At 64.8% G+C, this 22,739-nt stretch carries 22 protein-coding genes; 8 read left to right on the forward strand and 14 right to left on the reverse strand.

Annotated elements, in window-relative coordinates; all coding sequences use genetic code 11:
* Positions 1 to 42: 42 nt before the first annotated feature.
* The 5 genes from RBA40_RS04760 to RBA40_RS04780 are packed head-to-tail and all read left to right on the forward strand — an operon-like array spanning position 43 to position 2,396.
* Positions 43 to 522, forward strand: a complete 480-nt coding sequence (locus RBA40_RS04760; RefSeq protein WP_306646390.1) for a DUF805 domain-containing protein — start codon at positions 43 to 45, stop codon at positions 520 to 522.
* A 40-nt stretch (positions 523 to 562) separates the two neighbouring features.
* A complete protein-coding gene (locus tag RBA40_RS04765) occupies positions 563 to 1,147 on the forward strand; it encodes a DUF805 domain-containing protein (RefSeq protein ID WP_306646392.1) in 585 nt (194 codons plus the stop codon).
* Between the two features lie 37 nt (positions 1,148 to 1,184).
* Positions 1,185 to 1,685: a DUF805 domain-containing protein gene (locus tag RBA40_RS04770; protein WP_306646394.1), complete on the forward strand. Its 501-nt coding sequence runs from the start codon at positions 1,185 to 1,187 to the stop codon at positions 1,683 to 1,685.
* A gap of 55 nt (positions 1,686 to 1,740) precedes the next feature.
* On the forward strand, positions 1,741 to 1,908 hold the full coding sequence (locus RBA40_RS04775) for a hypothetical protein (protein ID WP_306646396.1): 168 nt from the start codon (positions 1,741 to 1,743) through the stop codon (positions 1,906 to 1,908).
* Positions 1,905 to 2,396, forward strand: a complete 492-nt coding sequence (locus tag RBA40_RS04780) for a DUF805 domain-containing protein (protein ID WP_306646397.1) — start codon at positions 1,905 to 1,907, stop codon at positions 2,394 to 2,396. The genes RBA40_RS04775 and RBA40_RS04780 overlap by 4 nt, the downstream gene beginning before the upstream one ends.
* 23 nt (positions 2,397 to 2,419) lie before the next feature.
* On the opposite strand, the gene RBA40_RS04785 is transcribed toward RBA40_RS04780, so the two are convergent.
* On the reverse strand, positions 2,420 to 2,812 hold the full coding sequence (locus tag RBA40_RS04785; RefSeq protein ID WP_306646398.1) for a VOC family protein: 393 nt from the start codon (positions 2,810 to 2,812) through the stop codon (positions 2,420 to 2,422).
* Positions 2,813 to 2,917: 105 nt separating this feature from the next.
* Here RBA40_RS04785 and RBA40_RS04790 point away from each other — a divergent pair, with 105 nt between their 5' ends.
* On the forward strand, positions 2,918 to 3,595 hold the full coding sequence (locus RBA40_RS04790; RefSeq protein WP_306646400.1) for a DUF805 domain-containing protein: 678 nt from the start codon (positions 2,918 to 2,920) through the stop codon (positions 3,593 to 3,595).
* A gap of 46 nt (positions 3,596 to 3,641) precedes the next feature.
* Here the strand turns inward: RBA40_RS04790 and RBA40_RS04795 are convergent, their stop codons facing one another.
* Genes RBA40_RS04795 through RBA40_RS04820 form a run of 6 tightly spaced genes read right to left on the reverse strand, consistent with a single transcriptional unit; the run spans position 3,642 to position 10,621 of the window.
* Positions 3,642 to 4,958, reverse strand: a complete 1,317-nt coding sequence (locus RBA40_RS04795) for a DUF58 domain-containing protein (protein ID WP_306646402.1) — start codon at positions 4,956 to 4,958, stop codon at positions 3,642 to 3,644.
* The gene (locus RBA40_RS04800) at positions 4,951 to 5,955 is read right to left on the reverse strand and encodes an AAA family ATPase (RefSeq protein WP_306646403.1); all 1,005 of its coding nucleotides are present in this window, start codon (positions 5,953 to 5,955) and stop codon (positions 4,951 to 4,953) included. The genes RBA40_RS04795 and RBA40_RS04800 overlap by 8 nt, the downstream gene beginning before the upstream one ends.
* Positions 5,945 to 7,375, reverse strand: a complete 1,431-nt coding sequence (locus RBA40_RS04805) for a DUF4350 domain-containing protein (protein WP_306646405.1) — start codon at positions 7,373 to 7,375, stop codon at positions 5,945 to 5,947. Before RBA40_RS04805 ends, RBA40_RS04800 begins: the two co-directional genes overlap by 11 nt.
* Positions 7,372 to 8,997, reverse strand: coding sequence for a hypothetical protein (locus RBA40_RS04810; protein ID WP_306646407.1), 1,626 nt, complete (start codon positions 8,995 to 8,997; stop codon positions 7,372 to 7,374). The genes RBA40_RS04805 and RBA40_RS04810 overlap by 4 nt, the downstream gene beginning before the upstream one ends.
* Before the next feature lie 8 nt (positions 8,998 to 9,005).
* Positions 9,006 to 9,953, reverse strand: a complete 948-nt coding sequence (locus RBA40_RS04815; RefSeq protein WP_306646408.1) for a stage II sporulation protein M — start codon at positions 9,951 to 9,953, stop codon at positions 9,006 to 9,008.
* Complete coding sequence (locus RBA40_RS04820; protein ID WP_306646410.1) at positions 9,950 to 10,621, reverse strand: RDD family protein; 672 nt, start codon at positions 10,619 to 10,621, stop codon at positions 9,950 to 9,952. Before RBA40_RS04820 ends, RBA40_RS04815 begins: the two co-directional genes overlap by 4 nt.
* 274 nt (positions 10,622 to 10,895) lie before the next feature.
* On the opposite strand from RBA40_RS04820, the gene RBA40_RS04825 reads away from it, so the two are divergent.
* Positions 10,896 to 11,564 (forward strand): energy transducer TonB, encoded by a 669-nt coding sequence (locus tag RBA40_RS04825; RefSeq protein WP_306646411.1) that lies wholly within the window; start codon positions 10,896 to 10,898, stop codon positions 11,562 to 11,564.
* Positions 11,565 to 11,628: 64 nt separating this feature from the next.
* On the opposite strand, the gene RBA40_RS04830 is transcribed toward RBA40_RS04825, so the two are convergent.
* The 6 genes from RBA40_RS04830 to RBA40_RS04855 form a co-directional block, all read right to left on the reverse strand.
* Entirely contained in the window at positions 11,629 to 12,384 is a 756-nt protein-coding gene (locus RBA40_RS04830) for a DUF4303 domain-containing protein (protein WP_306646412.1), read from the reverse strand.
* A 190-nt stretch (positions 12,385 to 12,574) separates the two neighbouring features.
* The gene (locus RBA40_RS04835; RefSeq protein ID WP_306646413.1) at positions 12,575 to 12,958 is read right to left on the reverse strand and encodes a DUF5071 domain-containing protein; all 384 of its coding nucleotides are present in this window, start codon (positions 12,956 to 12,958) and stop codon (positions 12,575 to 12,577) included.
* Between the two features lie 82 nt (positions 12,959 to 13,040).
* A complete protein-coding gene (locus RBA40_RS04840; RefSeq protein WP_306646416.1) occupies positions 13,041 to 14,654 on the reverse strand; it encodes an RICIN domain-containing protein in 1,614 nt (537 codons plus the stop codon).
* A gap of 308 nt (positions 14,655 to 14,962) precedes the next feature.
* Positions 14,963 to 17,059 carry a putative bifunctional diguanylate cyclase/phosphodiesterase gene (locus RBA40_RS04845; RefSeq protein ID WP_306646417.1) on the reverse strand — a complete coding sequence of 699 codons (2,097 nt, stop codon included), beginning with the start codon at positions 17,057 to 17,059 and terminating at the stop codon, positions 14,963 to 14,965.
* Between the two features lie 20 nt (positions 17,060 to 17,079).
* Complete coding sequence (locus RBA40_RS04850; protein ID WP_306646418.1) at positions 17,080 to 17,649, reverse strand: YfiR family protein; 570 nt, start codon at positions 17,647 to 17,649, stop codon at positions 17,080 to 17,082.
* Between the two features lies 1 nt (position 17,650).
* A complete protein-coding gene (locus tag RBA40_RS04855) occupies positions 17,651 to 19,684 on the reverse strand; it encodes a TonB-dependent receptor plug domain-containing protein (RefSeq protein WP_306646419.1) in 2,034 nt (677 codons plus the stop codon).
* Between the two features lie 386 nt (positions 19,685 to 20,070).
* Between RBA40_RS04855 and RBA40_RS04860 the strand changes: the two genes are divergently transcribed.
* Positions 20,071 to 21,594 carry an alanine/glycine:cation symporter family protein gene (locus tag RBA40_RS04860; protein ID WP_306646420.1) on the forward strand — a complete coding sequence of 508 codons (1,524 nt, stop codon included), beginning with the start codon at positions 20,071 to 20,073 and terminating at the stop codon, positions 21,592 to 21,594.
* Positions 21,595 to 21,690: 96 nt separating this feature from the next.
* On the opposite strand, the gene RBA40_RS04865 is transcribed toward RBA40_RS04860, so the two are convergent.
* Entirely contained in the window at positions 21,691 to 22,467 is a 777-nt protein-coding gene (locus tag RBA40_RS04865) for an alpha/beta hydrolase family protein (RefSeq protein WP_306646422.1), read from the reverse strand.
* Between the last annotated feature and the right edge of the window lie 272 nt (positions 22,468 to 22,739).

A 22,739-nucleotide genomic window follows, 5' to 3' on the forward strand; every position in this document is an offset into this window, starting at 1 on the left:
GCGCGGGGCACGGGCCTTGCCGGGATATTGATGGAGATGACGATGCACAATCCTTACCTGGCACCGCAGGCCCCCACGCCGCCGGCGCCGGACAGGCGCTGCGAGCAAGGCATATTCGCATTGACCGGACGGATCGGTCGCCTGCGGTTTTTCGTGTACTCCCTGCTGCCTCCGTACGTGCTGGTGGCGCTGCTGTTCATGGGTGGCATCATGAACAGCGCGTGGCCGTACCTCACACCTTTGCGCACGGTGCTGTTTGCGCTCACGCTGCTGCTGCCCCTGGTGTACGTCATGCGGCGGCTGGACGACCTGCATCGCGCGCGCCGGTGGGGCTTGCTGTACCTGGTGCCGCCAATAAATTTCGCTGTATTGTGCTATCTGCTGTTCGCGCCGGGTGACAAGGCGGCAAACCAGCGCGGCCCCGCGCCCGCACCGAATACGGCGGCGGTCGTGCTGGGGCTCTTGCTGGAACTGCCGCTGTTGCTGTTTCTTGCCTGGCTGCCCTTCCGCTCCCCGGACTGAGGCCGCGCGATGCATCACCCGTCATTTTTTGGACTGAACCATGAATAATCCCTACGCGCCGCCGGGCGCCGACATGTTCCTCGCCGGGCCGGTGCAGGCGCGCTGCACGCCGCGCCTGCTGACCCTGCACGGGCGCATCGGGCGCATGCGCTATCTGGTGTATGTGTCGCTGTTGACGAGCTTGCTGATCGCTGCTGCCGTGCTGATGGTGGCCGCACTGATGCCGTTCGGCGCTCTGGTGAGCACGCTGGGGCTGCTGATGCTGATCCCCTTGCTGGGCGTGCTGTTCGTGATGACGCGCCGGCGCCTGAATGACTTGGGGCGTTCCGGCTGGTGGAGCTTGCTGGGTTTAATTCCGTTCGTCAATCTGGTGGTGGGCTTGTGGCCGTTGCTGGAGGCCGGCACTCCCGGCGAGAACGCCTACGGCTTGCCGCCGCCGCCCAATGGCTGGCAACTCGTGCTGGCCGCCTGGGTGCTTCCGCTTGCCATGCTGCTGTGCTTGCCCACCGTTATGAAAATGCAGTACCGCTGGAGCACCATCGTCGCTGCCGCTTACTTTCCGATGTCGCTGCCAGGCATGCAGAACGGCGCGCCGCCGCCCCACCTGACGCCGATCTGGCGATGAGCGCAAGCGGGCCGGCGACTATATTGATGGAGAAGCGATGAATAATCCTTACGCATCACCAGTGGCGGACATGCATGCCGGTCTGGACGAGACCTACGAGCCAAGCTTGTTTGCCTTGCGCGGCCGGGTGGGCCGCTTGCGATTTCTCGTCTATACGATACTGCCGGCCTACGCGGTATTGATGCTCCTCGGGTTGTCCGCGCTGTTGAGCGGCAGAGCGCCGGTGGGGGGAACCGCGACGCCCAAGCTGCTGGCGCTGCTGGCAGTGGCGCTGGCGGTCGTCACGGCGCTGCGGCGCCTGGACGATCTGAATCACTCGCGCTGGTGGGGCCTGCTGCTCTTGGTGCCGCCGGTGAATGTCTTTGTCTGGTGCTACCTGTTGATTGTGAGTGGCAGCGAAACGGCGAACAAGCGCGGCCCGGCGCCGGCGCCGAATACGGTGATGGTCAAGCTGGGAGCGATGCTGGCGGTACCGCTGCTGTTGGGAACCCTATGGGCGGGGTATGCGATGGTCAGGATGTTGCCGGTGCTCAGGTAGGCCGGCATGCGTGCCCTTGACCCTGCCGCACCAACTACATTTACAGGGATGACCGATGATTAATCTGTATGCCGCACCCGCCACCGACATGTTCGCGGCCTTGCCGGCTTATTCGAAAACGCAGCAGAGGTGGATCAGAACCGTGGTGGTCGAAGCGTTTCACCACATACCGCTGGCGGCCACGCATGGCCGCGCGGGCGAGATCAACGGAGTGAAAAAGTGAATAATCCCTACGCGCCCCCAGAATCGGACCTCACGCCGGTGCAAGAGCACAGCGACACCTATCCGCCGACCTGGTTCGACGCACGCGGCCGCATCGGCCGTTTGCGTTACCTGGTGTATGCCACGGTGCCGTCGACCCTGGCGGTGCTGCTGGTGTTGTTCCTGATCGGCTGGTTCGACCTGCGCGAACGGCCCATCGTCATGCCGGTATTACTTATTGGGACGGGGGTTGCCGTGGCCGCCGTGCTGGCGCTGATGACGCTGCGGCGCCTGCGCGATCTGGGGCAGCCGGGGTGGTGGGCGCTGATCCTGCTGCTGGCGCCGATCAACGTCTTGCTGGTCGGGTTTCTGCTGGTGCGCCCCGGCGGCGCGGGCCCGAACCGCTACGGGCCGCCACCGGCCGACAACACAACGCTGGTGGCGGCCGGGACCTGGATAGTGCTGGTGATGGCGTTCACCGGGCTCTTCCGGCTATTCGATATCGGCTGAGCCGCGGCGCCTGGGGTGTCCGCTTACTCGGTGCGGTGAATAGCGCATAGCTTGTTGCCGTCCGGATCGCGAACATAGGCCAGAAACATGGGGCCCAGGCTGGTGTCGCGCTTACCCGGCGGATCTTCACAGGTATCGCCGCCATGGGCAACCGCCGTCTCGTAAAATTTTTGCACGTGCTCGGGCGAGCTGCATTTGAAGGCAATGGTGCCGCCGTTGGCAAACGTCGCCTCTTCGCCATTGATTGGCTCGGTAATGCAGAAGATGCTTCCGTCGTGCCGGTAGAAGAGCCGGGCGTGGCCGGAATGTGCCTTGTTATGAAGCGGCTCGCCCACGCCGAGTGTTGCGAGTACAGCGTCATAGAATTGTTTTGACCGTTCAATATCGTTTGAGCCGATCATGACATGACTGAACATATTTTCTCCGTGTTGTGCCCTGAAGGTTTTCCGGGCCAGACGTTAATGATAATGCAAATAGACACACAAGAAATTTATCCCCCAATCTATTCAAAGGAGTTCCAATTGAATCATCTGTACGCCGCACCCGCGGCCGATATGACGCCGCGTGCGGTCAGTGGCGAAACCTATGTGCCGCGCATGTTGACCATGAAGGGCCGTATCGGCCGCGTGCGCTATCTGGTTTATTCCATGGTCCTATGGATCGCGATCATGCTCTTGACGACCGCCCTGATTGCCTTGCTGGTGACGGCGTTCAGCCTCTTGATGAGCCTGCTTGGGCTGGTGATGCTGATCCCCGCGCTGGCCGCAACGTTCATCCTCACGCGCCGCCGTCTGCACGATATGGCGTTGTCCGGCTGGCTTGGGCTGCTGCACCTGGTTCCGCTTGTGAACTTCTTTTTTGGGCTGTGGATGGTTTTCGGGCGCGGCGGCGAGGGCGCGAACAAGTACGGCCCGCCGCCGGCGCCGAACACGCGAGCGCTGACGATTGCCGCGTGGGTCCTCCCGATCGCCTTTGCGGCGTCGATGCCGAGTATCCTGAAGTTGCAAGATAAGTGGATCGATTTGATCATGGGCTTCGAGGCCGCCAAGGTCGACAAAACCTTCGACCCCTTTTCAGCTCGCAACGCGCCGGCCGATACCGCCTCTGATGACGCTGCCGCGGCATCCGGCGACGCCAGCGCCGACAGCGAGATCCCCGCCGAGGCGCCAGCCCCGGCCGCGCCGAAGCCGCTCAACTAACCGGGGCGCGCGGCCCGGCAGCGGTGGTCCGAAAACACCACCGCGCTTACAACTGCCCGCTTTCCTTGATGTCGAGGTAGCGGTTCACCAGCGCCGCACTGAGCTGGTCCGGCGTGATGTCGATCAGGCGCTCGGCGCGGATGCCCAGGCGGCGGATGGCCTCGCGCCGCTGCTGCAGGTAGTGCACCGTGGCGCTGTAGCGCAGGGCGCTGGGGAAGGTGTCGACCGCCTTGCTGCGCGCGCCGTCCATGACCTTTTCGCGCAGGCTGGCGCAGATCACCAGGTGCTTGCTCGACATCAGCTCGCACGCCGAGCGCAGCGCCGTGTCGTCTTCGTCGTGCAGGTTGGTGATGATGACGACAAAAGCGCGCTTGCTCAGGCGGTTGAGCAGATTGGTGGCCGCCTGCAGATAGTCGGGCGCCATTTCGGACGGCTGCACGTCGTACACCGCGCCGAGCAGGCGATCGAGCCCGTTGCGGCCCTTGAGCGGCGCCACCCAGCGGGTCTCGCCGCCGAAGGTCATCAGGCCGACCGCGTCGCCCTGTTTCTGCGCCAGGAAGCCGAGCGTGAGCACGGCGTTGAGCGCGTGGTCGAAGTGGGTGGTGGTGTCGTCGCGCGCCAGCATGCGGCGCCCGGTATCGAGCAGGAACACGACCTGCTGGTCGCGCTCTTCCTGATACTCGCGGGTGATCGGCTTCTGGCGCCGCGCGGTCGCTTTCCAGTCGATCGAGCGCATGCTGTCGCCGTCGCGGTATTCGCGCAGCTGGCGGAAGTCGGTGCCTTCGCCGCGGCGCCGCTTGCGGATGGCGCCGGCCGCCGGGGCGCGGCGGTCGGTCGCGCTCAGGGTGTGGCCGAGCAGTTTGGAGAAATCGGGGAAGACCTTGATGGTGCTCGGCGCGCCGATGCGGTGCACGCGCTGCCACAGGCGCAGCGGCGAGCGCACGCGCAGGTGGGCCGGCCCGAAACTGGCCGGGCCGCGCTGGTCGGCGCACAGGCTGTAGCTGACGGCGGCATACGCGCCCGGCGCGATCTGGCTGCGGTGGCTCAGGCCTTCCATGGCCCAGGTGGCGGGATAGTCGTCGTACAGGTCGAGGGCGACGTGACGGGCGCCCTCGTTGTGCAGCTTGAGCGTGACCTTGTTCCAGGTGCCGACCGGCCAGACGCCGGCCAGTTCGCGCTCGACCCGCAGCAGCGGCGCCTTGCGCGAGATCCAGGCGTCGACGCAGGCCACGGCCAGCGCGGCCAGGCCCGCTCCCTGCCACAGCGGCAGCAGTGCCTCGACGTGGCTGGCCGCCAGGCCAAGCACGGTCCAGCCGCCGGCCACAAGCAGCAGGGTGCGCGACGGGGTCAGTACGTCAGCCACGCGGAGCGGCGACTTCTTCGATCAGCCCAAGCAGCAGTTCGTCGCTGCTCAGGCCATCGAGTTCGCTTTCGGGAGAGACGGCGATGCGGTGCCGCAGCACCGGCAGCGCGGCGGCCTTGATATCGTCCGGGGTCACGTAGTCGCGCCCCGAGGTCAGGGCCATGGCGCGTGCCATGCGCACCAGCGCGATGCACCCGCGCGGGCCGGCGCCGATCGCAATGCCGGGCCAGTCGCGCGTGGCGCGCACCAGCCGCACGGCGTAGGCGGCAACGGCGTCGTCGACCCGGATGCGGGCCACCAGCTGCTGCAGCGCGACGATGGTGTCGGGCTTGACCAGGGTGGCCACCTGGCTCACTTCAAGGCCGTCGCCGACGCGGTCGCGCGTGACCATGCGCAGCATCTGCTCTTCTTCGTCGGCCGTCGGATAATCGATGCGCACCTTGATCAGGAAGCGGTCCAGCTGCGCTTCCGGCAGCGGGTAGGTGCCTTCGTTTTCGAGCGGATTTTGCGTGGCCAGCACCATGAACGGCGGCGGCAGCTGGTGCGATTCGCCTTCGATCGTCACCTGGCGCTCCTGCATCACCTCGAGCAGCGAGGACTGGGTCTTGGCCGGGGCGCGGTTGATTTCGTCGGCCAGCAGCAGGTGCGCGAACACGGGGCCGCGGCGCACGCTGAAGGACTGGCTCTTCATGTCGTAGACGGCGTGGCCCATGACGTCGGCCGGCATCAGGTCGGGCGTGAACTGGATGCGCGAAAAGTCGCCGGCGAAGGTCTTGGCCAGGGCCTTGACCAGCAAGGTCTTGCCCAGGCCCGGCACGCCTTCGATCAGCACGTGGCCGCCCGCGAGGCAGCAGGCCAGGACCTGGTCGACGACGGTCTGCTGGCCGATCACGGCGCTGCGGATTTCCTCGCGCATGCGCTGGACAATGCCGATCGCCTGGTTCAGGCGGTCGGCCGTGATGGCGGGTGCGGCGCTGGTGGCGGTGCTATCGTTCATAGTGATTTCTCAGTTCTTGAAGAGTGCGGATCTGACGGGTGAATCGGGTGACATGGCTGGCGGCGTCCTGCTGCAGCGCTTCGCTGACATCGGCATCTAGCAGCGAACAGTCGCGCGCCAGGGTCGCCCACAGCTGGGGTTCGGGCAAACGGAACAGGGCCGGGGCGCGGCGCCGGATCAGGGCCAGCGTATCTTCGCGCGCGGCGTCGAGCAGCACCTGGCGCCCGCCATCGGCCTTCCACAGCCAGGCGCCGCTGGCGTCGATGTGTTCGAGCAGCGAGCGCCGTTCGGCCTTCGGCGCGGGGATGATCGGGCCGAAACGGCGCACCGCGGCCCAGAACATGAGCGCCACGCCGACCGCAAGGCTGATCAGGAACAGGTTGTAATTGCGCCACAGGGCCTTGTACCAGGGCAGCACATTCAGGTTGCGCACGATGGTGACGTTCCGGCCGGGCGTGAGCTCGGTCAGCGCCAGCAGCAGCTGGGCGTGGTCGCGCTCGTCGAGCATGTAGTTGCTGAAGTAATCGTTGGTCACCAGGACGACCTGGCCCTTGCCCTCGCGGTAGACGCGCACGGCGCCGCCATCGTCGTCGCTCCAGAGCGGGGCGACGGCGTTGGGCAGGCTGACCAGTTCCATCTTGCCGCCGTCGAGTTCGAGCGGATAGCTCTTGCCCGGCAGGATCAGGCGGCTGACGGTCTTGTCGCGCTCGCGCCGGGCCGCGGCGATCGCTTCCGGTTTGTCCTTGTCTTTCGCGGCCGGCTCGGTACGGCATTCGCAGGCCTTGGCGTCGCGCCGCACGCGCGCGCCGAAGCGGTCGGTGAGCGGGTCTTTGTTGTCGTGGGCTACGGCGGTGAAATACGAGCGGGCAGGCGGCTCGGGCGGAGTGTGGTCTTCCTCTTCGTCCTCTTCCTCGTCCTCATCATCCTTGGGCTTGTCTTCATCCTTGCCCTGCGCGCTGGCGGGAGCGGCGGCCGGCTTGGGCTCTTCGACTTCTTCTTCCTCGTCCTCGATTTCTTCGTCGTTCTCCTCGCTGGACGGATCCAGCGCGGCGAGCGCGGCTTTTTCGGCGGACGTCAGCGAGCGCGGTTCGGCAATCAGGGTATTACCGCGCCGCACCCAGTCGAGCATTTCCTGCGCCTGCCCCGGCAGCGCCGTGCCCGATGCGCCGCTGAGGATCATGGTGCCGCCCCCGACCTTGGGCAAGATCAGTTCGCCGAGCGAGCCGACGCTGTTGACGACCCGGCCGTTCTGTTGCAACAGGCGTGTGGCGGCCAGCATGCGGTCCTTGCGCGCCGCCTCGGACATGGTGCGCCGCGCTTCCCAGCGCAATTCCATCATGTCGTGCCACCACAAGGTTGCCGAGGCTCCCACGGCCACCAGGGCCAGCACGGACAGGAAGCTTTTCAGGTTGTCGTTCATGCCGCCGTCTCCCGCAGTGCGCCGAACTGCGCATCCCATGCCGCGCAGCAGGCCAGCAGGGTGTCGTCGTGCGGCCAGCGCGCGGCGTAGGCGCCGCCCAGCCACAGGGAGGTGGCGCTGATGGCCACTTCCAGGCGCGCTTGAGAGAGCTGCTGGCGCTGCGCGGCCTGGCGCGCCAGGCGCAGGCAGTCGCCCTCGGTATCACCCTGGCGCAGAGCCAGCGCATCTTCCGTGACCAGGCGCGAGAGGGTGGCGCGGTACAGCAGGGCCAGGGCGGCGCGCTGTTCGCCGCGGGCCCACAGGGCGCGCACTTCAGTTGTCACGTCGGGCGGCAGCGATTCGGCGCGGATATTCAGGCCGCCGATTTCAGTGGCCACGCGCGCCTTGGCCGAGCGCTCGAAGGACGGGAAATGGTGGCGGTAGCGGTACAGCACCCAGGCCACGGCGCCGATGGCAAGCGCGATGAACAGCACCTTGAGGATGGAGGCAATCAGGTTCATGTCGAACGAGGAGGGCTTGCGCGCTTCCTTCTTGATGTCCTTTTTCTTGTCGCGCTCTTTCAGTTCCCAGCTTTCCACGCATTCGTAGCCGCGCAGGTCGGAGTGGGCATAGACCTGGTCGGTCTGCTGGCGGATGCGCGCCTGCTCGGGTGCCTGCACCGGACCGCGGTCGGGCAGGCGCATGTCCTTGGGCCGTTCGCATGGCGGGCGCGCCGGCGTCGGTGACGCCGCGGCGGGCTTGCCGGGTGTGGCAGGCTCGGCCAGGACCGGCGCGGGAACGCCGGCCAGCGCCAGCAGCATGCCGGCGCCGGCCAGCGCCAGCAATGCCGACGCGGGCGCGGCGCCGCGCGCGCGAACCGCCTGCGGGCGCTTGATCTGGCGCAGCTTGATTTCGAGATCCCATGCTTCCATGCTGGCGCGGCGGTTCAGATACAGGGTAAAGCAGCAGGCCGTGTAGACCGGCGCGATGAGCGCCGTGGACAAGGCGAAGGCGCCCAGAGTGAGCAGCTCGGTCAGCACATCGGGCGTGTCGCTGACCATGTTGGCAAACAGCATAAACGGATTGCCGATCTTCCCGTCCGCGGCAAAAATGCCGATGAAGCCGAGGGCGCCCAGCTGCAGCACCACTTCCAGGTGCGTGCAGACGACGCCGAACCAGACCGCCGACGAGGCGGTCCCATTCTTGCCGAGCGCGCTGCGGCGTGCGCTGGCGACCCCGCCGCGCGCACCTTCGAGCTGCCAGACCGGTTGCCACAGGCCGCGTCCGGCGCTGATCGGGCGGCCCCAGGTAATCAGGCGGAACCAGCCGCCGCCGAGCTGGCCCGGCCAGGCGCGTACCGCTTCCTGCCAGGTGACGGCGGTGCCGAAGACCTGGCGCGAGAGCACGTACAGGGGCGCGCGTTCGAGCAGGGGCTTGAACCACCAGGCCAGGATCAGCCAGGCCCAGGACAGCCCGGGCAGCCAGACGGTCAGCGCGGCGCACACGGCGACCAGGGGCAGCCAGAGCGCCAGGAACGCCATGTAGGCCGCGCCGGCGTGCGAGTGCAGCAGGCTGAACCCGAGGTCGAGCGCCTGGGCATTGGTGCGCGGGCGCAGTTCGATCTGCAGTTTGTCGATTTGCATGGCGGCCCTTATTGCTTGCCGCGGCCGGCGAACAGGAAAAATCCGATTACCAGCGCCCAGCCGGTGCCGCCGACAGCGTACTTGACCTGGATCGGGATCGCGCCCGAGCCGGACCAGAACGCTTCAAAGAAGGCCGCGAACATGGTCATCAGGCTGCCGCCGACGATCACCGGGAACATGGTCTGGCTGGCGCTGTAGAGCGCGTGCGCGCGGGTGAGCCGGCCCGGGTGGATCAGGGTCAGGCCGAGCCGGATGCCGGACATCGCGCACAGCAGCAGCCCGGTGATTTCGAGGCTGGAATGGGTGATCACGAACGACCAGAACTGGTGGACGGTGGTCGGGTCGCGGCTGAGCCAGGCGCCGATCACGCCCAGGTGCAGGCCGTTCAGGCCCAGGCTGATCAAGGCCGGGATGCCGCCGAAAATGCCGCCGGCAAAACTGCGGAAACCGATCGAGACATTGTTCCAGATGTAGTGGCCGAACATCATCAGGTCGCCCTGGCTGCCGCCGCGCCCGACGTGGATGCGCGATGGCTGGTACATTTCGCGGAACCGGTCGAGCTGTTGCGCCGAGGCGAAGCTGTACGCCCACTGCGGCTGGTACCAGACCAGCAGGCCGACCACCAGGCCCACCCCGAAAAACGCCAGGCAGGTGATCAGCAGCAAACGCCATTCGGCGCGCACGCGGCAGGGAAAGTCGACCAGCATCCAGCGCATCAGGGTGGTGGGGCGCTCGACGACCGTGCCGTACAGGCGGCGGTGGCAGGCGCCGACCATTTTCTGCAGATGATCGGTCAGGGTGGGCGAATAGCCGCGCTGGCTGCACAGCGCCAGGCACTGGCACAGGCGCCGGTATAGTGCCGGCAGCGCGCGCTGGTCTTGCTGGCTGCCGTCGAGGATGGCGCCGATCTCGGTCCAGAGAGCGGCATTGTCGGCTTCAAACTGAACTTGCTTCATTTGGTCAGGCCCGCCACATAAGAGCGCATGCGCTCGACCGACGCGGTGCCGCGTACGCCGGTCAACGGTTCGGCGATGCTGCCCAGTTCGGCCATGCGGTCGAGCGGCAGGCGCGCTTCGCGCTCGAACAGGTCGACCAGGGTACGCTGCTGGTCGGGGCTGAGAGGGAAGGGCAGCGGCAGCGGATGGGCCAATAAGGGGGTGGCGCGCGGCACGGCTTTTTCGTAATAGATGACCTGGGTGCCGGCGACGATATCGCCCAGGCGGCGAAAGCGCAGGTCGAACATCATGCACACCAGCCCGGTTGCGTACATGACCGGGAGGAAGTCGGCCACCAGCAGCAGATTGCGCAGGGTCGATTCGCGCCAGCCGACCGGCAGGCCGTCGCTGCGCACCACTTCCAGGCCGACGGCACGCTTGCCCACCGTGCGGCCGTTAAAATACACTTCGCTGATGATCGGATAGCCCCAGTAGGTCACGAACAGCAGCAGCAGGAAAATGCCTTCGCCGAGTTTCCCGCTTGGCATGGCGAGGCGCAGCAGAAAGCACACGACGGCCCACAGCAGGAAATCGAGCATCCAGGCGACCGCGCGCAGATAGGGGCCGGCGGGCGTCAATTGCAGGCTCACGCCCTCGGGCGTGGTCAGGGACAGGCGGCCGTCTAGCAAGCTGGGGCCTCTTCGCGCTGCCGGATTGCCGCTGATTTTAGTACCGCCATGCGTTTTGCCGTGTTAAATTTACTGTAGGATGTATTTATTGTACCCAAGAAACGATGCATCGATGGCAAATATGTGAAAATTGCAGCGCTGTTTGTGGGCGGAGGACCACGTTGCAGGCCGGCTGCCGGCGCCGTCGAAGTCAGTATCGTCGTGGTATCGTTGTTTACGCTGGAAGTGTACCAAGGTCGCTTGCGCCCCGTCACAGCTTATCGGGTGGAATGATTTGAACAGAAAAGTAGTCATTGGCGTGTGCATCGCCGCCGCCGCCGCGTCGGTGGCGCAGGTGCCGGACAAGCCCGCGCCGTCTCCGGCTGCGGCCGTGCCGGCTTTTCCCAGCCATCTGCTGGCGGGAGCTGGCGCCTGTCCGGCGCCGCTCTGGCCGCGCGAGGCGCTGCTGTACGACCTGCAGGGCAGCACCACGCTGTCGTTTGCGATCGGGCCGGACGGCGCGGTGGTGCAGCCGCGCCTGCTGCGCACGAGCGGCTGGAAAATGCTCGACGACGCCGCCCTGGCCGGGATTGCCGCGTGCCGCTTCAAGCCCGGCCTGGACCCGGCGCAGCGTGCCGGAGCGTATCCGATGCAGTTCGACTGGAAGCTCGATGGCGAGGCCGGCGTCACGCCGGTTATGCGCGCAGGCAGTTGTCGGGATTCCCCGCGCTTTGCGCGCTTCGCCCCATTCGATGCGGCGCCGACCAGCGCCAGCGGGGTGCTGTTGCGCTTTATGGTGGGCGCGGGCGGCGTGCCATGGCGCATCGCCGCCGAGGCCGGCAGCCAGCCGGACGCGATGGTGGCCGAAGCGATCGATTACGTGCAATCCTGCCGCTTCGACTACGATCCGTCCGTTCCGGGCGCGCGCAGCGCCAGCGTGACCGGCCGCGTGCTGGCGCGGTAGATTTTCTTCGTCTGTGATTGCTTGCTGGACGGCCTTATGCCGCGCTTTGGGGGGGCAGGCGGCGTTAGCGCTTGTCCCAGGTGGCGCGCCAGGCCGCGTAACGCCGGAACGATGCCGGCGTGTTGAGTTCTTCGATGACGTCGTCGCCGCCGTCGCCATCGGTGACGTGAAACAGCAGCGCCACCGCATCGCGCTGGGCGGCGCTGCCGAACAGGCCTTCGTCGGCCAGCTGCTGCAATGCCGCGCTGCAGGCGCCGAACACCCATGCGCGCAGTGCGTCGATGTCGACCTCGTTGGGAAGATCGCGGTGGTAGGGCAGGATCATGCGGTAGGCGATGTCGAGCCAGGCGCCTTCCTCGAAGAACGACCATTCCGACGGGTTCCACAGGATATCGTCGCCGCCACCGTCCTCGTTCAATGCCTCCACGCTATTGGCGAGCGGGACGATCGTCATGGCGCTGTCGTCGCTGATCAGGGCGAAGGCGTTGAGCGTCTGGTCCGAATGGGCCGCGCGCATGGCGTTGAAGGCGTTGCGGGCGCCGTCGCGGATCTCGCTGGCCAGCAGGGCGGCATCGAGCCGGTTCAGGTCGACATTGGCCTGGCGCGTGAGCGTGAAGCCGGCGGCCACGGCGTCGGCGCACAGGGCCGCGTAGCGCGCCTGGGCGGCGGCCGGGCTGGCCAGTTCATCGAGGGTGTCGGTACCCCAGGTTTCAGCCATGCCGGTGGCGCTCCAGACTGCCGTGCCGAGGTCGCGCACCTCGACAAACTGTCGTGGCTTGGTGCCGGCGTATTTGTGAAAAAGTGACCAGTTCGTCGTCATTGTTGCGTCTGTGCTTTATGTTGGGAAAATCGCATTCCCGCGCAGAGGAGCGTCTGTGTTTTGTTGGGTGAATACGGCTGCTGCACGGGCAATCTTATTGGTTCGGAAAGAAGTATGACGGGCGCGGCGGCTCCTGTCACGTGCAATCTGGGCTGCCGGCCACACGCATGGCGCACCGGCGGTGCCGCCGCTACAGGAGCAGCAGGGCTTCGCGCGCTTCCACGTCGACTTCTTCGGCGCGGTCCGACGCGGTCGGGTGGGCGGCGAGGCGGTGCAGGTCGGCGGCCAGCGCCTGCAGCAGGGCAGGCGAGCGCGCCACCACGCGGTCAATCAGGTTATGTTTCCAGATGCCGTCGTCGCCATCGAGAATCTGCCTGATGGCCGGCGCGAGCGGCGCGCCCAGGCTGACGAGCAAGGGTGCGAGCTCTTTCGCCACCGGCCAGTTGAGGTCTTGCATCCATACCAGCAAATCGGGCACGACCGGGGCGACGGCGGGCCAGCCGGCCGCCATGGCGGCCTGCACGGCGTCCAGGTCGTGTTTGTCGGCGGGGATGAATGGCGAGCGCTGGTGCAATCGGGGTCCTTGGTCAATACCGTTGCCGGCAACAGCGGCAACGGTATCACGAGCGCCCCGGCCACGCCAGCCGGACTGCGGATCAGCGTGCGCCGGTGCCGCTGGTCAGCGCGGCCGGCAGGTTGTCGACGTTGTCCAGCTTATACGGGAACAGCACCGTGTCGCCGAACACCTTGGCGCCGGTATCCTTCTCCACATCGGTTTCCGACTTGCCGGTGTAGCGGTTCGAGGCGATGTTGGCATCGATCAGCCCGTTGCTGCCATTCCAGTGCGGCCTGGCCGTGTTGGCAAAGAAGTTTCCTTCCACCTTTACTTGCGCAAAGTCATCGGCGGCGATAGCGAAGTAGGGCACGTCGAGCCAGTAGTTGCTGTACAGGTGAGTGCGGGATGCCGCGCCCATGAGCTTCGGATTGCGGCCCGAGGTCTTGTTCCAGAAGTTATGGTGCAAGGTCACCTGCGAGTTGCTGAACGCGTTGGTGTAGTGGTGCTGGTTGCCGCAGACAGCCTCGTTGGTGCCGTCAAAGCGGTTCCAGCTGAGGGTGATGTTCTTGCTGTCCTGGATGTCGACGTGGCCGTCGCTGATCTTGTTGAAGCGCACATGGTCGATCCACACGTGGCTCGACTTGGTAATGGTGATGCCGTCGCCCGCTTCGACCAGGCCGGGGTTGATGTTTTCGATGGCCAGGTTGCGGATGATGATGTTCTTGGCGTCGCGCACGATGAGCGAGGCACCGATGATGCGCGCATCCTTGTTCAGGCCGACGAGGGTCTTGTTGGAACCGACCCAGATATTGCTTTCATCGCGCGGGCGCATGTAGCGCCTTTCCTTGGCCGAGCCGAGTTCCTTGCAGGTCTGCGTGCCGACCGGAACGCGGTAGGTGTACTTGCCCGGATCCTGGTAAGCCGGGCAGGCGACCGCGCAGGTGCTTTCCGAACGCACGGCGGTGCGGCAATCGATGGTGGCGCCGGCCGGAATCTGGATCACCGCGGCGGATTTCGATGTCAGGGCACTGGACAGGGCGCTGCACGAGGTCACGGTGATGGGGGCGGTGTTGCCGCCACCGGTGGTGGTGCTCAAGCCGTCGGCGCCGCGCTGGGCCGCGAAGCCGTCCGGTGCGGGGCCGCCGCAGGAACCGTTGGTCGGGTTGAAGAACCAGCGCTGCTGGCCGCCGGCGGTATCAATCGCCTGGTAGACGCGCGAGCCGCTGTTGCTATCGCCCACGGTGAGCGACTTGCCCGAATGGCGCGCGACGACGTTGTAGCCGCCGCTGGTCGATTTTTTGAGCAGCCATTGCTGGTTGTGGGCGCCGGTGGCGTTCCATTGGATGATCCTGGCGCCATCGTTGACGGACAGGTTCAGCACGTCGAGCAGCAGGCCGCTCTGTTTGGATTGCATGGTCCAGTAACCGTTGCCGGCCTCGCGCAGATAGAATTGCTGGTTGGCGCTGCCGCCGTAGCCCCACTGCTGCACTTCGGCGCCGCCCTGGGTCGAGCCGGCGACGATGTCGAGCGCTTTGCCGGAGGCGGCGTTGACGACGCTGTACAAGCCGCCGTTGGTCACGCCCGCTGAGCAATTGGCGGCGCTGGCGGGATTGGCCATCAACGCCAAGGGAATGGCGAGGGACGCGGCCAGGGCGGCCAGGCGCCGTGCGGGAAATAGACGTATCGACGCGTCGGAAACGGGGAATTCGGTCATGGCTGGCGTAGCTCCGGATGGTTGGCAAGCAGGCCACGACATGGGCTTACTTGTGTTATTGAAATGCAAAGAAAAGGATGCTATCAGCTAAAATGTACATACAGGTATATGCATTTCCTAAAGATGTATGCAATTTTTAATAGGGTTGGGCGTGGTATGGATGTGGCCGGCGTGGTCTGACGAGGACTTGGCTTTATTACGGTCCACCCTGCGAGCAGGCTTATCGATCTTCAACAACGCACTGATGCCGATGCCCGCGCGCTGACGACGATGGCCGCCGCGGTGCAGGCGCGGGCGGCCATCATCTGTCAAGCGTCGCACGGCAGGGCCGGCTCGGCCGCCTCCTGCTCGCGGCGCATGAGCAAGTCGCGCATCTGCGCCGCCGGCAGCGGCTTGCCGTAGTAATAGCCCTGCGCCTTGTCGCATCCGCTTGCGCGCAAGAATTCGCCTTGCTCCGGCGTTTCAATCCCCTCGGCAACCGTTTCCATTTTCAAGCTCCGGGCAATGGCAATGATGGCCTTCGTGATGGCGGCGTCTTCGGTGCTGTGCGGCAGGTCGCGCACGAAGCTGCGGTCGATCTTCAGCGCGCTGACCGGAAATGTCTTGAGGTAGCTCATGGAAGAGTAGCCGGTGCCGAAATCGTCGATGGCCAGCGCGATGCCGGCGCGCTTGAGCGTATGCAGTTTGTCGATCACGCTGGCCGAGGCATCCATCAGCATGCTTTCGGTCAGTTCCAGTTCCAGCCAGCGCGCGTCGATCCCGCTGTCGTCGACGATTGCCAGCACCGAGGCGACCAGCCCTTCCTCGCTCAGCTGGCGCCCGGACAGGTTGATCGACATCCGCACGCCGTGACCAGCGTCATGCCACCTGCGCAGTTCGTGGCAGGCTTCGCGCAGCACCCATTCGCCGATCGCCACGATCATGCCGGTATCTTCGGCCACCGGGATGAAATCGGCCGGGCTGATCAGGCCGAGTTCCGGATGGATCCAGCGGATCAGGGCCTCGGCGCCGCAGATGGCGCCGCTGCGCAAGTCGATCTGGGGCTGGTAGTGCAGCACGAATTCCTTGCGTTCGAGCGCGCGGCGCAGGTTGTTGTCGAGCGTGAAGCGCTTGCGCGCGTCTTCCTGCATGCTGTGCGTGAACAGCCGGTAGGCATTCTTGCCGCTGTTTTTCGCGTAGTACATGGCGCTGTCGGCGTATTTGAGCAACTCGTGCATCGTCAATGCATCGTCCGGATACACGCTGATGCCGATGCTGGCGCTGATGTGAATTTCGTGGCCCGAAATGGCGATCGGCTGGGCAATGCGCAGCAGGCACTTTTCGGCCACCATCGAGGCGTCGCCGATCTGGTGGACGTTTTCCAGGATGATGGCGAACTCGTCGCCGCCGATGCGGGCGATGGCGTCGCCGGGGCGCACCGTTTCGGTGAGGCTGCGCGAGACCAGGCGCAGCAGTTCGTCGCCGATATCGTGCCCCAGCGTGTCGTTGACGGTCTTGAAGTTATCGAGGTCGATGAACATCACCACGGCGCGCTCGCGGCAGTGCTGGGCGCGCGCGATGACGGCTTCGAGCCGGTCGTTGAAGTAGTGGCGATTGTGCAGCTGGGTCACATTATCGAAGTGGGCAAGGCGGTCGAGCTTGACCTCGACCCGCTTGCGCTCGGCGATCTCGGCCTCGAGTTCGCTCTCGCGCTTCTGGATGCGGTCGAGCATGGTGTTGAACGCTGTCGACAGCATGCCGATATCGGCCAGCGAGCTGACCTCGGCGCGGATCGCGTAGTCGCCCAGGCGCGAAATCTGCGCGCTCGTGTCCGACAGCGCGCGCAGGGGCTCGGTAATGAAACGCTGCAGGCGCGACAGCACCAGATGGGCGATGGCCAGCACCGCGAGCATGACGGGAATGGTCAGCGCAAGGTAGAACGCGAGCTGGCGGTAGACGTTGTCCAGCGAACTTTGCACGATGAGGGTGCCGAGCCGCTGGCGCTTGACCATCAGCGGCTCGACCACGGTGACGTGGCGGTACGACAGGGCGTAGCCGCTGCCGCTGTCGTGCTTGAGCGCGACCGGGGCCGCCCCGGCGTCGCGCAGGTAGCTGGCGAAGCGCTTGTTGGCGTTATCGTAGACCACGGCCGACTGCACATCCGACACCACGCGCAGGGCGGCCAGGATGTCGTCGGCGGCGTGCTGGTCGCCGAAGAGCATGGCGGCCGACATGTTTTCACTGCCCATGGCAGCTTGCGCCTGGGTCTGGCGTATCAGGGACGCCGTGAAGAAATAGGTCTGGATTCCGAGCAGGAACAGGGTGGAGAGCAGGATGACGGTCCCGCTGGTGACCAGGTTTGCCCACTTGAGCTTGGTGCTCAGGGTTTGTGTGCGGCTGCGGCGGCGAGGCCAGGGGCGTTTCATGATGGGTCCGTTTCGTTGGTTCAATACACAGCGCGCGCGAGGCGCAGCACTTTGGAACTGAGCGCGATATTGGCGGCGCGCGCCGCCTCGGCGTTGAACTCGAAGGCGATGCGCTTGTCCTCGACGTCCAGCTCGACCATGATGCCCATGCGCGCCGCGCCCTTCGCGTCGGAGACCGTGAGCACGCCTTCCTGGCGCGCCGACTGCGCCAGCAGGGCCACGGTGTCGCTCTCGGAGGCGCTGATGAAGACGATCTGGCATTGCTTGAGCGCGTCTTGGCCGGAGCGTGGGTAGGCGATCGTCATCTTCGCTTCGCCCAGCGGCTTGCCCTCCAGGCTGGCGAGCAGATTGCCGAACGGATCGCGCCCGAGGACGCATAGCCTGATCAGCTTGGCCTGCGCATTCGGAAACGTGCTGAACAAGGCGATGTTGTAGATGAATGCCGCTTTCGCCGCGTATTCCGCGGCCGCCGGGGCCTGGGGCTGGGCGGAAGCGGGCAGCAGCAAGGCCAGGGCGAGGGCGCAGCAATGCCGCCGGCGCACTGTGCCGGCCAGCCACGCGGCGCGGAGGGAAGCGGGGCGCAGGCGCATATCAGAAGGTGTAGCTCGCCTGCAGGCGCCAACTGCGTCCATCCTGGCCGATGGCATTCAGATAGCGGGCCGGGCTGCTGCTGTCGTAGTGCTCTTCGCTGGCGGAATCGGCGTAGCGCTTGTCGAGCAGGTTGTAGATGCTGGCGGACAGCTCCAGGTGCTTGCCCATGGGGTGGCCCAGTACGGTGACATTGAACAGACCGAACCCGCCGATGCGGCCGTCCGCTGCGGTGCGGCGGCGGCTGGTGAACTGGTACTCGAGCGCGGCGCGCAGGGTATCGCGCCGGAACGGCTTGGCGTAGTTCAGCTTGAACAGCTGGCGCGGCGAGTTGCTCAGCCATTCGCCATTGGCGCCGTTGTGCGCGTACTGCAGGCTGACGCTGGTTTTGAGCGAACTGCCGTCATCGCGCAGCCATTCCGCCTCGAACTCGGCGCCTTTGGAACGGGCCGAATCGATGTTCGACTGGACCAGCCTGCAGTCGACCGGATCGGTGGTGAGGGCGATCAGGTCGGTGAAGCGGTACTGGAAGACCGAGGCGCTGGCCCTGAAATTTTCTGATGGAAAATACTCCCCGATCAGTTCATAGGTTTTGATGTGCTCGGGCCTGAGGGCGGGATTGAGTTTGAAACCCGTGTTCGTGGCGTAGTAGCGCTCGTAGGCATTGGGGGAGCGGTAGGCGGTGCCGTACAGTGCCTTGAGCGTGGTATGCGTGGCGGCCTTGACGATCAGGGCGATGCGCGGATTGCTCACGCCGCCGCCTTCGTCATCGTGGTCGTGGCGCAGTCCGGCATTGAGGATCACCCGTTCGCCCAGCCGGAACTCGTCCTGCAGGTACACGCCGGCGCGTTTTTTCGGGCTGTCGGTGAGCAGGGAAAAGCTGTACGGATCCAGGTCGTGGTTGCTCAGCATGCGTTTGCCGTCGCTGGCGTACTCGGCGCCGGCGATGATCTTGTGGTTCCGAAATGCCGTGCTCAGCAGGCGTACTTCGGACGCCACGGTACGGCTCTCGGCCGCGTCGATGTTGACGGTTGCGCTGTCGGGCACGTAGATATAGGTGCCCTGGTAGCGGTACCTGTGCAGGTTGACGCCGGCATGCACTTCCAGGGTCGGGCTCAGCGCCGCCTGCCAGGAGGCGCTGGCGGAGGCGTACTCGTCGATGGTGCGGCTGCGCGGATCGTTGAACTGCTGGCCGTAGGACGCGGTCGAGATGCCCCTGGTACGCCGGCCCAGATACGCGCTGGCCGCGATACCTCCCCATGACAGCTTGGCGAAGGCGCGCTTGTAGCCGTCATGGTCGAGATTGCGGGCCACGCCGAAGTTGTGGGCCGCGTCGTCGTATTCGGGGAAATACTGGTCGCTTCCCTTGCGCTCGAGCCAGGAAGCGCCCAGCAGCAGGTCGATGCCGTTGGCGCGCGCAAAGCCGGTCGACAGGCGCGCCTTGCGCGTGCCGGCGCTGGCGGCGCTGGCGCTGACCGTGGTGCCCTGGTGCGCGGCGCCGGTTTTGGTGAGGACGTTGACGACACCGAAAAACGCGCTGCTGCCGTACATGGCCGATCCCGGTCCGGGCACGAATTCGACCCGTTCGACCAGGCTGACATCGATGGGAAACTCGGTGCCGACGGCGCCCTGGTCGAACACCATGTCGTTGAGGCGGCGCCCATCGACCAGAATCAGCAGGCGGGTATTGAAGTCGCCAGGACGGCCGGAGCCGCGCGTGCCGACGTAGCTGTAGTTGCGGTCGTCGGTCACGTAGACGCCGCGCACGCTGCGCAGGATGTCGGCCAGGGAGCGATAGCCGAAGCGGCGGATGTCTTCCGCGGTAATTACCGACACCGACGAGGGCGCTTCGCTGATTTTCTGCGCGAACTTGGAGGCGGTGATGATTTCCAGGTTCAGCAGTTGCTCGATCGGCAGCGCGTTCAGGTCTTGCTGGTGGTCGGGGTTGGCCACGGCTAGCGGGGCCGTGCTGGCCAGCGCAGTAGCGAACACGGCGGCTAGCGCGGGGCGAAGAGGGTGGTTCGGTGTCGGATGCATGTCCTGATCCTGCAGAGTGGCCGCCAAGCATTGCCGGGGCGGAAGGCCCGCCTGTGTGATGCGGGAATCTGTTTCCAATAGTCAACTCAGTGGTCCAGTGTAAGATTCTCCGACAGGGAGCTTGTTGATAAAAGTTAAGGCAGTGCATGCCGGATTGGTTTGCTACAACAGGGTTACCGTCGCAAATCGCGGGCAGGCGTCCCGGGATGACGGCGCTCCACAGAAGCTCGTTTCGGCGACGACAAGCATGTCCTTCTTGCCACTAATCACTTAAAATGCAAACGCGCATGTCTGGGTGGCTGCTACGCCCGACGATCGCCCAAGGCCGGTAGCGACACGCCTGCTCCCGGTTGTCAATTGATGCTCCCCCTGCCAGCAGCGCGGGAGTGAAGCTTTCACACGTACCAGAAGAGGTTCACATGGAAGGTTTTATCGACAGTCTGAATGGCATCATCTGGAGCAAGGGATTGATTTACCTTTGCCTCGGTGCCGGTTTGTTTTACTCGATCCAGACCCGCTTTGCCCAAGTGAGGCATTTCAATGAAATGGTGCGCCTGCTGTTCCAACGCAAGAGCACCGATTCCGGCATCTCATCGTTCCAGGCCCTGGCGGTGTCGCTCTCCGGCCGGGTCGGCGTGGGCAATATCGCCGGTGTCGCCGCTGCCATCGGTTTCGGCGGCCCCGGTGCGGTTTTCTGGATGTGGGTCGTCGCTTTCCTCGGCGCGAGCACGGCCTATGCCGAGTCGACCCTGGCCCAGCTCTATAAGGTGGAAGAGGACGGCCAGTACCGCGGCGGCTCGGCCTATTTCTTCGAGCGTTGCCTGGGCTGGCCTTGGCTGGGCATCGCCTTTGCCATCTCGGCGGTGTTTGCGTGCGGCATCTTCCTGCCCGGTGTGCAAGCCAATGCCGTTGGCAATGCCGTTACCCAGATCTTCGGCAACGGCGACATGGTCGACACGTTTCTGGGCCCGGTCGGGACCTATAAACTGATCGGCCTGGGCGTCATTCTGGCGCTGCTGGGGGTGATTATTTTTGGCGGAATCAAGCGCATTGCGCAGTTTGCCGAATTCGTCGTCCCGTTCATGGCGCTGGGCTATATTCTCCTGGCCTTGATCGTGATCGGATTGAATATCGAGAAGCTGCCGGGCGTCTTCAGCCTGATTTTTTCGGATGCCTTTACGGCACAGGCCGGCTTTGGCGCTGCCATGGGCTGGGGTGTCAAGCGCGGTGTCTATTCCAACGAAGCGGGACAGGGTACGGGAACCCATGCGGCGGCGGCAGCGGAAACCGAACACCCTGCCCAGCAGGGGCTGGTGCAGGCGTTTTCAATTTACATCGATACCCTGCTGGTGTGCACTGCAACGGCGCTCATGATCCTGATCACCAGTCAGTACAACGTCCAAGGCACGCTGCCTGCCGGTCAGTTCATCGTGCAAAACCTGCCGGCCGCCACCGAAATAGGATCGGCGGCATTTACCCAGATGGCCTTGCAGAGTACTTTCGGCGGCTTCGGTCCGGTATTTGTCGGGGTGGCGCTGTTCTTCTTCGCCTTCACCACCATCATTGCCTACTACTATATTGCGGAAACCAACATCGCCTACCTGAACCGCTTTCTCAAGCGTGGCATACCGTTGGTCACCGTTAAACTGGTGATCATGGCGATGGTGGCTTACGGCACGATCAATAGCGCGGGCTACATCTGGAATCTCGGCGATATTGGGGTGGGCATCATGGCGTGGATTAACATCATCGGCATCCTGATTATTTTCTTCATGGCCAAGCCCACCATGCTGTGCCTGCGCGACTACGAAGCCCAGTTAAAGGCGGGTGGCCCCATCACGTTCGACCCCGTCAAGCTTGGCATCAAGAATGCCAGTTTCTGGGAGCGGCGTACAGCGGCGAAAAAATAGAAACGAGAACGACAAGCCCCAAGCGATTGGGGCTATTTTTTGTGCGTTCATGCTGAGCGCACACGAATCGCTTGCGCTGATTGGGCCACGTCCGCTTCAGGCGGCCGGGTTCGCGAGCACAACATTGAGCCACTTGCATAGCGCATCGTGCGCTTCGCTTGCGGGGTCGAGGTATTCCATGTGGCCCATGCCGGGTAGTTCTACATAGTCCACGCTGTCACCCGCGTGCCGGGCGGCTTTCACATACTCGCGGGACTGTTCGACCGGCAAGGCGTCATCTTCTGTTCCATGGAGAATCAACTGTCGCACCTGCAGAGGAACCAAGCCGAGTGGCGATGCCTGCGCGTAACGGATAGGGTGCTCGCCTGGAGATCCTCCGAGCAGCGCGCTCACCGCATTGTTTCCGGAATTGAGGGTGAACGTTGCGTGCAGGTCGACCACGGCGGCCAACCCGGCAACTGCCGTCGGGAAGACTTTGCGTGGCGCAAACCTTGCATCTGCCTCGGCGCGTTGTGCGGCAGCGCACAGCACCAGGTGGCCGCCTGCCGAATGTCCGACGACGGCAACGCGGCGAAGATCCAGGCTGGCCTCGCCGGCGGCGAGTACGGCGAGGTGATCGATGGCCGCCGCAACGTCTTCCAGCGTACCGGGCCAACCGCCGCCCGGGCCGCCGATTCGGCGGTATTCAATATTCCACACCGCAAAGCCGCGCGAAACAAGATCGGCAGCGATGGCTGACATCTCTTCGCGCCCATACGGCATGCGCCAGAAACCACCGTGCAGCAGACAGACGACTGCCGGCATGCTCAAGGCAGGCATGTAGAGATCGCCAACCTGGCTTTCGGAGGCGCCGTAGTGGAATGTTTGCATCATGACGCCGACATGGCGTTCTTGCCGGCCAGGGAGGCTGTATGAAAAGCCATTTTTTTCCGACTGCCGCGCATGCGGCACAGTTTTCCGATAGAGAATCGCGTTGATTTATTGTTCATTGCGGCAGCTTGCCGCATGTGGCCGGTTAAGGCAAGAATAGGGCGTCAACTTTTACATCTGCAAGCGTGGGCTCGCTAGCGATAGGATCATGTTCTGCCGTGCACGGCGATCATGACCGGACGTATAATCATCGCATCGTTGAAGGCCTGCCTAGA

It is taken from the genome of Massilia pseudoviolaceinigra (assembly GCF_030846505.1).
Classification (GTDB): domain Bacteria; phylum Pseudomonadota; class Gammaproteobacteria; order Burkholderiales; family Burkholderiaceae_D; genus Telluria_A; species Telluria_A violaceinigra.